This window comes from Pollutimonas sp. M17 (genome assembly GCF_025836975.1).
Lineage (GTDB): Bacteria > Pseudomonadota > Gammaproteobacteria > Burkholderiales > Burkholderiaceae_B.
This window is the reverse complement of sequence record NZ_CP107548.1, coordinates 3,496,747-3,511,932: the sequence shown is the minus strand read 5'-3', so window position 1 is coordinate 3,511,932 and position 15,186 is coordinate 3,496,747. Positions and strand designations below refer to the sequence as shown.

The following is a 15,186-nucleotide window of genomic DNA, read 5'->3' as shown; positions in this document are numbered from 1 at the left end:
CATCAGGAGGACTTGGAGATGAAACCATCCTTGAAATTCGCGGCGGCCATGTTTGCGGTCGCGGGCACGCTGGCCGCGGCATCGATGCCGGCCGCCGCGGCCGAAGAGCAGTTCGTGCCTTTGCTGGCCTATCGGACGGGTTCTTTCGCGCCGCTGGGCATACCCTGGGCCGACGGGAAAATGGATTACCTGAAACTCGTCAACGAGCGCGACGGCGGCATCAACGGCGTGAAGATCGTCTACGAGGAATGCGAAACCGCCTACGCGACCGACCGGGGCGTGGAGTGTTATGAGCGCCTGAAGGACAAGAACGGCGGCGCTTCGGGTTTCGACACCCAATCCACCGGCATTACCTTCGCGCTGACGGACAAGGCCATCGTGGACGGCGTATCCATCGAAACCGTGGGCTACGGCCTGTCGCAATCGGCCGATGGCTCGGTGTTCAAGTGGAACTTCCCCTTGCTCGGCACCTACTGGACGGCCGCCGACGTCATGATCCAGGACATCGCCAAGAAACTGGGCGGCATCGACAAGCTCAAGGGCAAGAAGATCGCCCTGGTCTACCACGACTCGCCCTATGGCAAGGAGCCCATCGCCCTGCTGCAATCCCGTTCCAAGGCCAACGGCTTCGATCTGCAGCTGTATCCCGTCACCGCGCCGGGCGTGCAGCAGAAATCCACCTGGCTGCAGATCCGCCAAAGCCGTCCCGATTTCGTTCTGCTCTGGAGCGCGGGCATCATGACGCCCACGGCCATACGCGAGGCGCAAGCCGTGGGCTATCCGCGCGACAAGATGTACGGCATCTGGTGGGCCAGTTCCGAGAACGACGTCCAGGACCTGGGTCAGGTCGCCAAGGGCTATAACGGCATCACCATCCATAACAGCGCCGACCACGGCAAGGTGCACGAAGACCTGAAGAAGCACGTGTACGACAAGGGCCAGGGCACCGACACCACCGGCAAGTATGTCGGCACCATCGCCCACACGCGCGGCATGATGATTTCCATGCTGCAAGTGGAGGCCATACGCACGGCCCAGGAAAAGTTCGGCAAGGGCAAGCACATGACGCGCGAGCAGGTGCAATGGGGTTTCGAGAACCTGAACATCACCAAAGAGCGTCTTGAAGAGCTGGGCTTCGCCAAGCTGATGCGTCCCGTCAAGACCAGCTGCAGCAACCATATGGGCGACGACTGGGCCCGCATCATCCAGTGGGATGGCGCGAAGTTCAAGATCGTGTCGGACTGGTACCAGTCCGACAAGAAATTCGTCGATCCGCTGGTCAAGGACCTGGCTGCCAAGTACGCGACCGAGAAGAAGCTCGAAGTCCGCAAGTGCGAGGGCTAGGCCAAGGCCTGGATTCCGGCCGCCGCCACGCGCGGCGGCCGATCCCACCCCATAGCAGGGAACAAGTGTATGAATGCGAATGCTGAGGCTGCGGCCCCCAATATTCTTCTGAACGTCAATGGCATCGAGGTCATCTACAACCACGTCATCCTGGTGCTCAAGGGCGTTTCGCTATGCGTGCCCGAAGGCCGGATCGTGGCCCTGCTCGGCGCGAACGGGGCCGGCAAGACGACCACCCTGCGCGCGGTGTCCAACCTTCTGAAGGCCGAACGCGGCGACGTGACCAAGGGCAGCATCGATTATCGCGGCGAACGCATCGAGAAGCTCACGCCGGCCGATCTGGTCAAGCGCGGCGTGGTGCAGGTCATGGAAGGACGCCATTGCTTTGCGCACCTGACCATAGAGGAAAACCTGCTGACCGGCGCCTATACGCGCGCCATCGGCCGGGGCGAACTCGATGCCTCGCTGGAAAAGGTCTACCAGTATTTCCCCCGGCTCAAGCAGCGCCGGGGCAGCCAGGCCGGCTATACCTCGGGCGGCGAACAGCAAATGACGGCCATCGGACGCGCCCTGATGGCCAACCCCAACATGATCCTGCTGGATGAGCCCTCCATGGGCCTGGCGCCGCAGATCGTGGAAGAGATTTTCGAAATCGTGCGCGATCTGAACGAGCGCGAACGCGTCAGCTTCCTGCTGGCCGAGCAGAACACCAACATCGCCCTGCGCTACGCCGACTACGGCTACATCCTGGAGAACGGGCGCGTGATGATGGACGGGCAAGCCAGCGAGCTGGCGGAGAACGAAGACGTCAAGGAATTCTATCTTGGCGTGTCCAGCGGCGAGCGGAAAAGCTTTCGCGACACCAAATTTTATCGGCGACGCAAGCGCTGGCTTGCCTAGGATGGGCGGGAACGATCATGACTACATATTTCGAGGAGCGCGAAGCGGCCACGACGCGCGAGCGCGAGGAAAGCCTGCTTGCGCGCCTGCCCGCCGCCTTGAAGCGCGCCCGTGAACGGGCGCCCGCCATTGCGCAGCAGTTGCAGGGCCTGGACCCCGACGCCATCTCGCATCGGGCCGACCTGGAGCTGATACCGGTCATCCGGAAAAGCGAGCTTCTGCAGGCCCAGCTATCCATGCGCCAGGGGCAGGCGGGCAGCCAGCTGCCGGCGGTGTCGCGTATTTTCGGCGGCTTCTCTGCCATAGGCTGGGGCGAGGCCATGCGCGTGTTCGCCTCGCCCGGCCCCATCTACGAACCCGAGAGCAAGCGCCCCGATTATTGGGGTTTTGCGCGGTCCTTGCATGCAGCGGGATTTCGCCCCGGCGAGCTGGTCTACAACTGTTTTTCCTACCACTTCACGCCGGCCGGCTCCATGATGGAAACCGCGGCGCACGCCCTGGGCTGCACGGTGTTTCCGGGCGGGGTGGGGCAGACCGAGCAGCAGGTGCAGGCCATCGCCGACCTGGCGCCGTCCGGTTACACCGGCACGCCCAGCTTCCTGAAGATCATTCTCGAGAAAGCCGCGCAGCTGGGCGTGGAGCTGCCGTCGCTGAAACGGGCGCTGTTCTCGGGCGAGGCGTTCCCGCCGTCCCTGCGCTCCTGGTTTGCCGAAAGAGGCATAGACGGCTACCAGGCCTACGGCAGCGCCGACCTGGGCATGATGGCGTATGAAACCCGGGCGCGCGAAGGCCTGGTCGTGAACGAGGACATCATCCTGGAGATCGTGCGCCCCGGCACGAATCAGCCCTTGCCAGAAGGCGAGGTGGGCGAAGTGGTGGTGACCACGCTCAATCCCGATTACCCGCTGGTCCGCTTCGGCACGGGCGACCTGTCGGCCATCCTGCCGGGCGCCTCGCCCTGCGGCCGCACGAATATGCGCATCAAGGGCTGGATGGGCCGCGCGGACCAGACCACCAAGGTGCGGGGTATGTTCGTGCATCCCGGGCAGGTCGCCGGCGTGCTCAAGCGCCACCCCGAGGTCCGCAAGGTCAGGCTGGTGGTCAGCGGCAATGTGGGCAGCGACGTCATGGTGCTGAAGGCGGAACTGGACCATCCCAGCCAGGATGCCCTGGCGCGCATCGCGGATTCGGTGCGCGAGCTGACCAAGCTGCGCGCGGACATCCAGCCGGTGGAGCCGGGCAGCCTGCCCAATGACGGCAAGGTGATCGACGATATACGCAGTTACGAATAAGTTTATGTGTTTTTCCCTGCGTCCTATTGCAGTAAGATGCAGCAAAATGCTTGTTGTTTCTTACAGGGGAATTGTTATGCGCAGGTTCAAGTACGCGGTGTCCGCGGCAGCGGTGTTGGCGGCGATGTCGATGGCTCATGCCGGCACGCTCGAAGTCGTCCAGAAGCGCGGCGAGGTCCAGTGCGGAGTCACGACGGGCTTTGCGGGTTTTTCGGCGCCGGATGCGAAGGGCCAGTGGCAGGGCCTGGATGTGGATCTGTGCCGGGCGGTGGCGGCGGCCACTCTGGGCGATGCATCGAAGTTCAAGGCCGTTCCGCTGAATTCCCAGCAGCGTTTTACGGCGCTGCAATCGGGCGAGATCGACCTGCTGGCCCGCAACACGACGGTGACTCAGCAACGCGATACGGCCCTGGGGGCGATATCGGCGGGCGTCAATTTCTACGATGGGCAGGGCTTCCTGGTGTCCAAGTCGCTGGGCGTGAAAAGCGCCAAGGAGCTGGACGGCGCCACGGTGTGCATGCAAACGGGCACGTCGAACGAGAACACGATGGCGGATTGGGCACGGGCCAATAACGTGAAGTACAAGCCTGTGGTGATCGAGCAGTTCAACGAGGTGGTGAATGCGTTTGCGGCGGGCCGCTGCGATGTGTTCACGACGGACGCGTCGGGCCTGGCGTCGATACGGATATCCAAGCTGTCGAAGCCGGACGACTATCAGGTCTTGCCGGAGATCATTTCCAAAGAGCCGCTGGGGCCTTTCGTGCGCCAGGGCGACGATGCATGGTTGAATGTGGTGAAGTGGACCTTGCAGGCGATGGTGGGGGCTGAAGAGCTTGGGATCACGTCGAAGAACGTGGACGAGCAGCTGAAAAGCACGAATCCGAATGTGAAGCGGCTGCTGGGAGTGACGGCGGGCGCGGGCAAGAATATGGGCCTGGACGAGAAGTGGGCCTACAACATCATCAAGCAGGTGGGCAATTACGGGGAAAGTTTCGAGCGCAATGTGGGGCAGGGCAGCCCCTTGAAGATTCAACGCGGGCTGAATGCGCAATGGACGGATGGCGGGCTGATGTATGCCTTGCCGGTTCGCTGAAGCCGGTTTGATGCCAGCCTTTGGAAGGTGTTGACTGGCTTGTCCTTGGGTAAAGGCGCTTCTTCGCTTTGTGAACGGGCTCCCGGGCGTTGGACGGTCATGGCTTAGGCTGGCAAGGCCTGAGTTCGGTGTTGAACCGGACTCAGGCCTTTTAGTTTCGTCGTGATACTTCGTTCTTGAATACGCCGCGGTTCTTTCGTTCGATTCTTCGTTCTTGAGTACGCCGCGGTTCTTTGTTCGATTCTTCGTTCTTGAGAGACGCCGTGTCCGGCGCTGGGCGCCGCTCAGATCGCACGATCCCGGCAAGCCGGGATTCCCCGCATTTCCGGCACGCTTCGGGGCGGCCGCATAACTCGCGCCATTGGGCAGCCCCCGGCTGCCCAATAAGCATGGCGCTCAAACAGATGCGGCCTTGCATCCCCGAAGCGTGCCGGAAACGCGGCGTGCTCAAACTTCGCTTTGCCCAGCGCCGGACACGGCGTCTTTAGAGCGTGTAGTCTGTCGGGCATGTGGTCTTTATGGCATGTGGTCTTTATGGCGGGCGGTCATTGGGGCGGTGTTGTTTATGGTGGTTATGATGATGGTGTTCTTGATTGTTTGTTGAAAGGTTCCGGATGGGGTGTCGAGGATTGTGGGTTGTCCTTGTGCTGGTTGCTTCGGCGTTTGCCGTTGGGCCGGCCTTTGCGGACGGCAGCGTGTTTCGGGAGCAGGCCCGTGCGGCTTTCGAGCCTGTCGTCAAGGAATACAAGATTCCCGGTCTTGTCGTGGGGCTGACTCGTAACGGCCAACACAGCTTTTATGCAACAGGCCTGGCGTCGCGTGCCGACAAGCGGCCGGTTAGCGCCGAGACGCTTTTCGAGCTTGGGTCGATCAGCAAGATTTTCAATGTGACGCTGGCTGCGCTGGCCGAGCAGCGCGGGCTGCTGTCGCTGGACGATAAGGCGGCGCGGTTTCTGTGCGCGGATGCTTGCTCGATAGGCAACGACATGACGTTGATGGACTTGGCGACTCATTACTCGGGTGGGCTTCCTTTACAAGTTCCGGATCAGATTGGCGACACCAAGCAGCTGGTGGACTGGCTGGAAGAGTGGAAACCGCCTCGGCCCGGTACGCGCAGCTACTCCAACATCAGCATCGGCCTGCTGGGCCATATCACGGCTGGGGCGATGGGCATGAGCTATGCACAGGCGATACAGACTGTGCTGCTCCCTGAGCTTGGTTTGAAGGAGACCTGGATCGATGTGCCCGCGGAAGAAATGGACAGGTATGCCTTCGGGTATGACCGGAAGACCGACAGGCCCATCCGCGTAGCGCCGGGTGTTCTCGATGCTGAAGCGTACGGAATCAAGTCGACCGCCCGCGACATGCTCAAGCTTCTGGACGTGGAGCTTGGCCTCAAAAAGGTATCCCCGCCGCTTCAGGCGGCGGTGCGCCGCACGCAGGAAGGCCAATTCAGAACCGCCCGGTTCACGCAGGACATGATCTGGGAGCAGTACGCATGGCCTGCGGATATTGAAGCGATGAAAGCGGCGAACAGTTACGACTTTATCCTGAATCCGCAGAAAGCCGATAGGATAGAACCCGCGCTGCCGCCGCGGAAAGATGTGATCCTTAACAAGACGGGATCGACGAATGGGTTTGGCGCTTATGTTGCCGTTCTTCCGGGCGAGAATCTGGGCATCGTGGTGCTTGCGAACCGCAATTACCCGAACGAGGCGCGGATTGCCGCGACCCACTCGCTGATCAGGTCGCTGCTTTCGCCATAGGCCCGAAGCCACTTGGCACCCTGTTGTTCGGCAAGGCCAAGCGGGACGCCCAACCGGCGCTGTCCGATGCGGGATCTAGCCACGCGCGGCGATCATGCGTACACTTGCCGGCATGCTACGCATCGACAATCTCAGCAAGCGCTACGGCGACCATCTCGTATTCCAGGGGCTGACTCACACGTTCGCGCCGGGATGCGTGGCGCTGTGCGAAGAAGACAGCACCGGCAAGTCCAGCTTGCTGGGCATCATTGCCGGCCTCATTGCCCCGGATGCGGGCGAGGTCTGGATAGCTGGGCATTCGTTGACCCGAGCTCCGCGGCAGGCCAAAGCCCGCCTGGCCCATGTGCCCGACGATTGCCTGGCGTTCCCCGCGCAGACGGGGCGCGGATTGCTCGAGCAGGTCGCCATGGAAAAGAACGCAACCCTCGATGCCGCCGTGCTCGACCTGGCCTATCGGTTGGGACTGGAACCCCATCTGGACAAGCGCTTCGAGCAGATGTCGACGGGGACGCGGCGCAAGGTCTTCCTGACGGCCGCCGCCTTGGGCGATCCGGCCGTCGTCATTGCGGATGGCCCCAGCAAGGGATTGGATGCGCAGGCTCGCGCCGTGTTGGCCGAACAATTCAAGGCCTGGTCCCGGGATCGCGTCGTGCTGTTCGCCAGCCACGATCCCGAACTGGTCCAGGCCAGCGGAGCAGTTTCCGTCAATGTTGCCGCGTTGCGCTAAGCGCGGCATGTCCACCCTTCGCTTTGCCCAGCGCCGGACGTGGCGCTTTGCGAGCAGGTGAAGGGGTGGATGGGCAATCGGCCGTCAAACCATATGAACCTTGGGCGGGGTCTCCATCAAGGCTTCGCCGCCTTTTTCCGTCACGAGCAGGGGAAACTCCAGCCGCATCCCGCCGACATTCGGTACATAAAGATGCGTGCCCAGCGCAACCACCATGCCGGCCTGGACGACGTCCTGGCTGCGCAGGTTGATGAAGGGCCGCGTCCTGGCGCAGGTGCCCAGGCCATGACCGAAGGTGGGAAGGCAGTAGTCCGTCAGGCCATGGCGTTCGAAGACGGCAAGCCCCTTCTTCACAACTTCGGGTATGGCGTGGCCGGGCTTCATGTTTTCGATCATGGTCGCCACCACTTCTTCCCAGCAATCGATCATGCCTTGCTGCTGAGCGGTCGGCTTGCCCAGGAAAACCGGAATGGATGAATCGGCCAGGTAAAGGTCGATCATGGGGTGCAGGTCCAGGATGACGAACTCATTGTCCTGGATCAGTTTCTCCGAGGCTTGCTGCGTTACGCCATGCAGGTAGCCGGTCCGGTTCCCGGAGCCGACCTCCGTCCCGCCGGTCAGGGCCCAGGCCCAAATGCTGCCATTGTCGCGGTTGGCTTTTTCAATCGCGCCGGCGACGGAATTCTCGGTGACCCCGGCGCGCACCGCATTGCGACCCGCATTGAAGCCTTTGTCCGCCACATGCGCGGCAAAGCGCAAGCGTTCGATTTCAGCGGCATCCTTGATGAGCATGACGTCGTCGAGCATGTCGACGCCATTCCGGATATCGGCATTGGGAAGCAGCTCTTTCAGTTCCAGGTATTCGCTTGCGCACATCATGCCGGGTGCAATCTGCGCCGCGCCCGGATGGGCGAGATCGATGCCTATGCGGCCCTTCGACAGCCCAAGTTCGTTCAGCTTCCCGGAAATGATGCGCGTGAAGTCCGAGAAGGTGAATGGCGTGATGTCGACGTCGATCCCTTCTTCACGGATACGGCTGGCGTCCCAGGCCCAGTAGACGAATCTGCAATCACCGTTTGCCGTGATGATGACCGCGCCTCGCCACGGCATGAACGCCCCGCTCAGATAATGCAAAGCGCCTTGACGCGTTCCAACATAGGCGTCGAATCCCGCGGCCTTCACGGAGGCGGCGATTTTTTGACGGCGGGCATTGAAATCGATAGGGGTGAATTCTGGAATCATGAAAAAACATCCTAAGTGTCTATGGGTTACTCTGGCTGAATGCCGGCATCTTTGATGATCTGTGCGGATTTCTTCACCTCAGCCTCGATAAAGGACTGGAATTCCGCCGGTTTGCTGGCGACGATCTGCAGGCCCGCGGCCTGAAGCTTTTTTTCGATTTCGGGGTCATGCAGCGCGGCGGTGATGGCCGAGTTCAGCGTGTCCAGCGTCTGCTTGGGAATCCCGGCGGGGCCGACGAATCCGTACCAGGACCCGGCGCGGTAACCGGCCACGCCGGCCTCGTCGATCGTGGGCACGTCGGGCAGTTCCGGCAGGCGCTTTTCCGAGGCCGTGCCCAGCGCAATCAGTTCGCCGTTCCGTACTCGCGGCAGCGCTTGCGGGCTGATGTCCATCAGCAGCGATACACGCCCGGCCAGAAGATCGATATAGGAATTTCCCGAGCCCTTGTACGGGACATGGGTCATCTTGATGCCGGCCATTTTTGCGAACTGCTCCATCGCAAGGTGCATGGAAGAGCCGGTGCCGCCCGAAGCGTATACGATGGCGCCCGGCTCGGCCTTCGCCTTCGCGATCAGCTCCGCAACGGTTTTGACTCCCAGGCTGGGGTGCGCCACCAGTATCATCGGCGAGTTCACGGCCTGCGACACCGCCGTGAAGTCCTTGATGGTGTCATAGGGGACTTCCTTGTACAGGCTGGCATTGGCGGCATGGTTCCCGGGCGTGGCGATGCCCAGGGTATAGCCATCCGGCGCGGCCTTTGCCACCATCGATGACCCCAGCATGCCGTTGGCGCCAGGCTTGTTCTCGACGATCACGCTCTGGCCAAGCTTGTCCGACATGTGCTTGCCGACAACACGGGCCAGCATGTCGGTCGTGCCGCCCGGCGCATACGGTACGATAATGCGGATGGGCCTGTCGGGAAATGAGGCGGCCTGGGCGGCCAGCGGCGCCATGCAGGCGGACGCCAGGGAGAGCAGAAGAAATAGACGGCGATTCATGAAAGGTTGGTCTCCGGTTTTTTATTGAATGGTTCGTAACTGAACAGGGCTTACCTTAAAGCAAGGCGTTCTTGTTTACTATGCGCCCCTTCCTCTAACAGATATACGATGCACGCATGACGCACAATATTGATATCCAGACCTTGCGTTTATTCCTGAAGGTTGCGGAACTGGGCAATATTTCACGTGCCGCGGATGCGCTGTCCCTGACGCAGCCATCGGTAAGCCGTAGCCTCAAGGCCTTGGAGCAGACCTTGAATGCGCCTCTTTTCTACCGTACGGGCCGCGGCGTGCAGCCCACGGCCATTGGCCTGCTGGCCATCGAACAGGCCAGGAAGATCGTCGAAGGCTGCGACGGGTTCGTCAGGGATATCCGTGAACGTAGCGGCGGCCCCAGCGGGGTCGTTTCCATCGCATTGCTGACCGCCTACATGCGCGCCTTTGCCGCAGACCTGTTCGACGAGGTGCAGCAGAAGTACCCGGGCGTCATACTCAGAATGGTGGAAAGCTTCAGCGCCCAGCATGAGGAGTGGCTGAGCAGCGGGCAGGTCGATATTGCGCTGACCACGCAGTACCGGGCGCTGCGCGTCGCAAATGAAGACGTGCTGGCGCAGTCCGACCTGGCGCTGATCGGCCAGAAGCCGCTTGGTTCCCTGAGCCAGGACATCCCGTTTCGCGATCTGGAGGACATCCCCCTGGTGCTTCCGGCGTCGCCGAACGGGCTTCGTGTCCGCATGGAGGAAGAGGCCCTGCGGCAGGGGATTCGCTTGCGCATTATTTTCGAAGCGGATTCCATCGAAGCGCAGCTCGCCCTGATCCGGCGGTCACGGTGCTACGCCATCTGGAGCGAACATCTGGCGCGCCAGGAAAACTACGTGAACAAACTGTACATCCGGCGCATCGTCGAACCAACGCTGCCGCGCTATGTCGTGCTTCGCACGACCACGCACCACCCGCTCAGCCGGGCCGCCCGCGAGGTGGCCCATCTTCTGCGCAAGTTGATCAACGATGCCCATGCTGTCAGGTAGCGTTGCTGATGAGACAGACGCTTTCGGCTGCGGATTCAGCCGTCCAGCCGCAACAAATTTTGATTATTTGCACAGTATCTGGCAGCATATGATCAACTAGTAGCAAAAAACCAAAACAAAATGGGGAAGACAATGAGCAAAGCGGCAATACACGAGCCAAGCCTTTTCAGACTTATTATTCTTGTTGCCTGCATAGTGGTTGCAATGTTCTTTGCAACGGCCCTGATGGCGCTTGTATTCATGCCTAACCAGCTTATTACAGGCATGCTGTTTGAAGATATAACGTTTCTTCTGCCTCTGGCCTTGTCCACCCTATGTAGCGCAAGCGTCTTGGCTTGGTATGTTCAATCGCATAGGTCCAAATCCAAGAGGTAACGACTGCTCGCTACTTCCGCCGCCGATACACCAGCGCAATCCGCGCAAACGCAATCTGCAATTCCTTGGTCCCCGCCTGGAACACGACAGGGCGGCCCCGCGTCGTGAAGCAGATCAATCGCTTGGACGCCACCAGCGGAATGAACTTGGCGAACTGGATGTCTTCCCAGGCGATCTCCCGCCGTCCGAGCCAGGACTGCCGGATGCCGGATTCACTGATGCTGGTTTCCGAAACCAGCATATAGCGAGCAAGCACCACCAGGCCGATGAAGCATACGATGATGCTGCCGGCCACCAGGGGGCTGATGTTCTGGCCCACCGGGCTGGCGGCCGTGCGAGCGATCTGGATGCCAATGAACACCAGCACCGCGCAGGCGAATACCTTTATCCATTTGGGCCACGCCATGCCCTTCAAGGGCAAAGGGCCTATTTCCTGCAGCAACTGGGCGTGTTCTTCCTGGCTGGGCTTCTGGTGTGCAAACATGTTGTCAGGCCGCCTTGCGCGCCGCCAGGGCGTTGCCCGCACGGCTGGAGGACTTGTGCCCGATGTGGTGTGAAATCCACTGGCCGATGTCCACGACCGCGTCCAGGTCGACGCCGGTTTCTATGCCCAGCCCGCGCATCATGTACAGGACGTCCTCGGTGGCCACGTTGCCCGTCGCGCCCTTGGCGTAGGGGCAGCCGCCTATGCCGGCCACAGAGGTATGGAAAATGGAAATGCCGGCTTCCATGGCCGCCATGATGTTGGCCAGCGACTGGCCATAGGTGTCGTGGAAGTGGCCCGATACCCGCGACGGATCGACGATTTCGGTCACGGCGCGCATGACGCGGCCGACCTGCACGGCCGTGCCGACGCCTATCGTGTCGGCGACGTCGATTTCATCGCAGCCCAGGGCCAGCATGCGCCGGGCGACGTCCACGACCGATTCGATGGGGGTTTCGCCCTGGTAGGGGCAGCCCAGCGCACAGCTGATGCTGCCGCGCAGGCGCAGGCCGGCGGCCTTGGCCGCTTCGGCCACAGGCTCGAAGCGGGCGATGGATTCGGCGATCGAGCAGTTGATGTTGCGCTGGGAGAATGCCTCGCTGGCCGCGCCGAAGATCACGGCTTCATCCACGCCGGCGGCCAGGGCGGCTTCGAAGCCGCGCAGATTGGGCGTGAGGGCCGAGTAGATGGTGCCGGGACGGCGCCGTATGCCCGCCATGACTTCGGCGCCATCGGCCATCTGCGGCACCCATTTCGGCGACACGAAAGAGGCGGCTTCGATATTCTGGAAGCCGGCTTCCGATAGGCGGTCGATAAGCTGGATCTTGCCGGTGGTGGCGACGAACTCTTTTTCGTTCTGCAAGCCGTCGCGCGGAGAAACCTCGACGATCTTGACTTTATCGGGCAAAGACATGGGAGCATTCCTGGTATAAGGGCGGACCGCGGTAAGGGCGCAGGCGGCAGGCGCATGGATTATTGTAAATATATACCGTTAACGGCGCTGGTAGCGTCCGTCGCCCTGGCGGACGACGCCGTCCGACAGCTCCAGTTGCAGCAGGCGGCTGTTCAGCGTGGGCAGGTCCAGGCCGGTGCGTTGTTGCAGGACGTCCAGATGGACGGGATCGTGGCCCAGGGCGTCCAGCACAAGCTGGTTCTCCGGCTCGGCATCGGGCTTGGCGCTGTCCCGGGAACTTGCGGTATCTGTGTGGCCGATGCCAGCGGGGCCGGGAGCCGGCATGGCGGCGGGACCGCCTTTGCGCAGGCCACGCCCGGCGGCGCCCTTGCCGGAACCGGCGTCCGGCAGTGCTGGGCCGCTGCCGAGCCCGGCAATCTGCGCCGCCTCGGGTCGCCCCAGTTCGTCGTGGATGTCTTCCGCCGATTCCACCAGCTTGGCGCCCTGGCGGATCAGGGCATGGCAGCCCCGGGACAGGGGCGAATGGATGGAGCCGGGAATGGCAAAGACTTCGCGGCCCATCTCGGAAGCCAGCCGGGCGGTGATCAGCGAGCCGCTTTGCTTGGCCGCTTCGACCACCAGGACGCCGCGCGACATGCCCGCCACCAGCCGGTTGCGCTTGGGAAACTGATAGGGAAGCGCGCGGGTGCCCAGCGGAAACTCGGAAACCAGCGCGCCGGCCGCTGCGATCCGATGCGCCAGGTCGCGGTTGCCGGCGGGGTAGACGATGTCGATGCCGGTGCCCAGCACCGCGACCGTGCCGCCGGCATCGGGGCCGGCCTGCAGGGCGCCTTCGTGCGCGGCGGTGTCTATGCCCTGTGCCAGTCCGCTGCCTATGCACCAGCCCTGCTGGGCCAGGTGGCGGGCGAAGGCCCGGGCGTTGTCCATGCCGCCGGCGCTGGCATTGCGCGCGCCGACGATGGATATGGCGGGGCGGGACAGCAGTTCGGGATTGCCATTTACATAAAGCAGCAGGGGCGGATCGTGGATGTCGAGCAATGCGCGCGGGTAGGCGGGGTCGGCCAGCGTCAGCAAGTGGTGGCCGGGCCGCTGCAGCCAGGCCAGTGTCAGGGCGATGGCGGTTTCCACCGTATCGTCGGGTGCGCGGGCCAGTTGCCGTGCCAGTTCCATGGGCACCTGTTTGCCCAGGCTGCCGGCCGACAGCGCGTAGACCTGCTGCGGCAAGCCGATGGCGGCCAGCAGATTGCGGGCCTGGGCGGGACCCAGGCCCGGTTCGAGCGACAGGCGTATCCAGGCGTGGAGTTCTTCGGAAGGCAGGGTCAGGGGCATACGCTAGTGTGGCACAGGACGAGGACGATTCGGCCTGGGCAGGACGAACTTTGCGCGCTGGAAAGGGTCAAAAACAGTAGTTTGATTTATCATAGAAGCTTACACGCATTCCCGGATCCGTCTTATGGCTTTACTACCTATTCTTCGATATCCCGACCCGCGCTTGCACAAGGTTGCCAAGCCGGTTCAGGCGGTCGATGACCGCATCCGCCAGTTGGTGCGCGACATGGCCGAAACCATGTATGCCGCGCCGGGCGTTGGGCTGGCCGCCACCCAGGTCGACGTCCATGAGCGTGTGGTGGTCATCGATGTATCCGAAGACGGCAACGATCTGCATGTGCTGATCAACCCCGAAATCATCTGGAAAAGCGACGAGCTCCAGGTCTACGAAGAGGGCTGCCTGTCGGTGCCAGGGGTCTACGACGAAGTCCAGCGCTCGGCCCGCATACGCGTGCGCGCCCTTGACCTGCAAGGAAAAAGCTATGAATTCGACGCCGAGGGCCTGCTGGCGGTTTGCGTCCAGCACGAACTGGACCACCTGCTGGGCAAGGTCTTTGTCGAGTACCTTTCCGTCCTGAAGCAAAACCGCATCAAGACGCGTCTGCGCAAGCAAGAGCGCGAGGCGCTCCGGGCCTAGGGCCTTCCGGTGAATGGCGCCAGGCTTTTCGCCGCTTGTTATCATGGCCGATTCAGTTTATTGAATCGGCCTTTCTATTTATGCGCATTGTTTTTGCAGGCACGCCCGAATTCGCCCGTCTGGCCCTGGACGCCCTGGTCGCGGCCGGCCATCGGGTGCCTTTGGTACTGACCCAGCCCGACCGCCCTTCGGGCAGGGGGCTGAAGCTCACCCCCAGCCCCGTCAAGCAGGCGGCACTGGCGGCCGGCATTCCCGTATGCCAGCCGCGCAGCCTGCGCCTGGATGGCAAATACCCTGAAGACGCCTCGGCCGCCCGGCAGGCTTTGCTGGACGCCGCTCCCGATCTGATGGTGGTGGCGGCCTATGGCCTGATACTGCCGGAGTGGGTCTTGTCCCTGCCCGCCTACGGCTGCTTCAATATCCACGCCAGCCTGCTGCCGCGCTGGCGCGGCGCGGCGCCCATCCAGCGCGCCATCCAGGCGGGCGATGCCGAAACCGGCATCACCATCATGATGATGGATCAGGGGCTGGACACCGGCGCCATGCTGCTGACCCGCACGGTGCCCATCACGCCCGCGCATACCGCGGCCAGCCTGCACGACGAGTTGGCCGGGGTCGGTGCCCAGGCCATCGTCCAGGCGATCGACGACCTGCGGCAAGGAACCTTGGTGGCTCATCCACAGCCCGAAGAGGGCGTGACCTACGCGGCCAAGCTCGAGAAAGCCGAGGCGCCGCTGGATTTCTCCCAGCCGGCGGAGCTGCTTGCCCGTCGCATCCGCGCCTTCAACCCGGTTCCGGGCTCCACCATGCCACTGCCGGGGCTGGCCGAGCCGGTCAAGATCTGGAACGCGGCGAGCATGCCGGGCGGCGACGCGTCGACGGCCGGCGGCCGCAAACCGGGGGATGTGCTGCGGGCGGGTCCGGACGGCATCGACGTCCTGACCGCCGATGGCGTCCTGCGCTTGCTGGAACTGCAGAAAGCCGGCGGCAAGCGGCAGTCGGCGGCATCCTTCATGCTGGGCTGGCACCCACAGTAGTGCCGCAACCTCACGGAGCGC

Annotated in this window: 14 protein-coding genes; 9 read left to right on the top strand and 5 right to left on the bottom strand. The window is 62.6% G+C overall.

Features of this window, described 5'->3' with window-relative positions; all coding sequences use genetic code 11:
* Positions 1 to 12: 12 nt before the first annotated feature.
* From OEG81_RS16510 to OEG81_RS16485, 6 genes are all read left to right on the top strand, one after another.
* Entirely contained in the window at positions 13 to 1,344 is a 1,332-nt protein-coding gene (locus OEG81_RS16510) for an ABC transporter substrate-binding protein (protein ID WP_412034082.1), read from the top strand.
* A gap of 69 nt (positions 1,345 to 1,413) precedes the next feature.
* Positions 1,414 to 2,244, top strand: a complete 831-nt coding sequence (locus tag OEG81_RS16505; RefSeq protein ID WP_264130367.1) for an ABC transporter ATP-binding protein — start codon at positions 1,414 to 1,416, stop codon at positions 2,242 to 2,244.
* A gap of 17 nt (positions 2,245 to 2,261) precedes the next feature.
* Positions 2,262 to 3,536 carry a phenylacetate--CoA ligase family protein gene (locus OEG81_RS16500; RefSeq protein WP_264130366.1) on the top strand — a complete coding sequence of 425 codons (1,275 nt, stop codon included), beginning with the start codon at positions 2,262 to 2,264 and terminating at the stop codon, positions 3,534 to 3,536.
* Positions 3,537 to 3,660: 124 nt separating this feature from the next.
* On the top strand, positions 3,661 to 4,629 hold the full coding sequence (locus OEG81_RS16495) for an amino acid ABC transporter substrate-binding protein (RefSeq protein ID WP_264132625.1): 969 nt from the start codon (positions 3,661 to 3,663) through the stop codon (positions 4,627 to 4,629).
* Positions 4,630 to 5,273: 644 nt separating this feature from the next.
* Entirely contained in the window at positions 5,274 to 6,395 is a 1,122-nt protein-coding gene (gene ampC, locus OEG81_RS16490) for a class C beta-lactamase (RefSeq protein WP_264130365.1), read from the top strand.
* 112 nt (positions 6,396 to 6,507) lie between these two features.
* A complete protein-coding gene (locus tag OEG81_RS16485; protein WP_264132623.1) occupies positions 6,508 to 7,122 on the top strand; it encodes an ATP-binding cassette domain-containing protein in 615 nt (204 codons plus the stop codon).
* Between the two features lie 84 nt (positions 7,123 to 7,206).
* On the opposite strand, the gene OEG81_RS16480 is transcribed toward OEG81_RS16485, so the two are convergent.
* Entirely contained in the window at positions 7,207 to 8,364 is a 1,158-nt protein-coding gene (locus tag OEG81_RS16480; protein ID WP_264130364.1) for a M24 family metallopeptidase, read from the bottom strand.
* Between the two features lie 26 nt (positions 8,365 to 8,390).
* On the bottom strand, positions 8,391 to 9,362 hold the full coding sequence (locus tag OEG81_RS16475; RefSeq protein WP_264130363.1) for a Bug family tripartite tricarboxylate transporter substrate binding protein: 972 nt from the start codon (positions 9,360 to 9,362) through the stop codon (positions 8,391 to 8,393).
* A gap of 116 nt (positions 9,363 to 9,478) precedes the next feature.
* On the opposite strand from OEG81_RS16475, the gene OEG81_RS16470 reads away from it, so the two are divergent.
* Positions 9,479 to 10,390 (top strand): LysR family transcriptional regulator, encoded by a 912-nt coding sequence (locus tag OEG81_RS16470; RefSeq protein WP_264130362.1) that lies wholly within the window; start codon positions 9,479 to 9,481, stop codon positions 10,388 to 10,390.
* A 385-nt stretch (positions 10,391 to 10,775) separates the two neighbouring features.
* Here the strand turns inward: OEG81_RS16470 and OEG81_RS16465 are convergent, their stop codons facing one another.
* From OEG81_RS16465 to dprA, 3 genes are all read right to left on the bottom strand, one after another.
* On the bottom strand, positions 10,776 to 11,249 hold the full coding sequence (locus OEG81_RS16465; RefSeq protein ID WP_264130361.1) for a hypothetical protein: 474 nt from the start codon (positions 11,247 to 11,249) through the stop codon (positions 10,776 to 10,778).
* A gap of 4 nt (positions 11,250 to 11,253) precedes the next feature.
* Positions 11,254 to 12,162 (bottom strand): hydroxymethylglutaryl-CoA lyase, encoded by a 909-nt coding sequence (locus OEG81_RS16460; protein ID WP_264130360.1) that lies wholly within the window; start codon positions 12,160 to 12,162, stop codon positions 11,254 to 11,256.
* Between the two features lie 78 nt (positions 12,163 to 12,240).
* The gene (gene dprA, locus OEG81_RS16455) at positions 12,241 to 13,491 is read right to left on the bottom strand and encodes a DNA-processing protein DprA (protein ID WP_264130359.1); all 1,251 of its coding nucleotides are present in this window, start codon (positions 13,489 to 13,491) and stop codon (positions 12,241 to 12,243) included.
* Positions 13,492 to 13,615: 124 nt separating this feature from the next.
* Here dprA and def point away from each other — a divergent pair, with 124 nt between their 5' ends.
* Positions 13,616 to 14,128, top strand: a complete 513-nt coding sequence (def, locus tag OEG81_RS16450) for a peptide deformylase (RefSeq protein ID WP_264130358.1) — start codon at positions 13,616 to 13,618, stop codon at positions 14,126 to 14,128.
* An 80-nt stretch (positions 14,129 to 14,208) separates the two neighbouring features.
* Complete coding sequence (fmt, locus tag OEG81_RS16445) at positions 14,209 to 15,165, top strand: methionyl-tRNA formyltransferase (protein WP_264130357.1); 957 nt, start codon at positions 14,209 to 14,211, stop codon at positions 15,163 to 15,165.
* Positions 15,166 to 15,186: the final 21 nt, after the last annotated feature.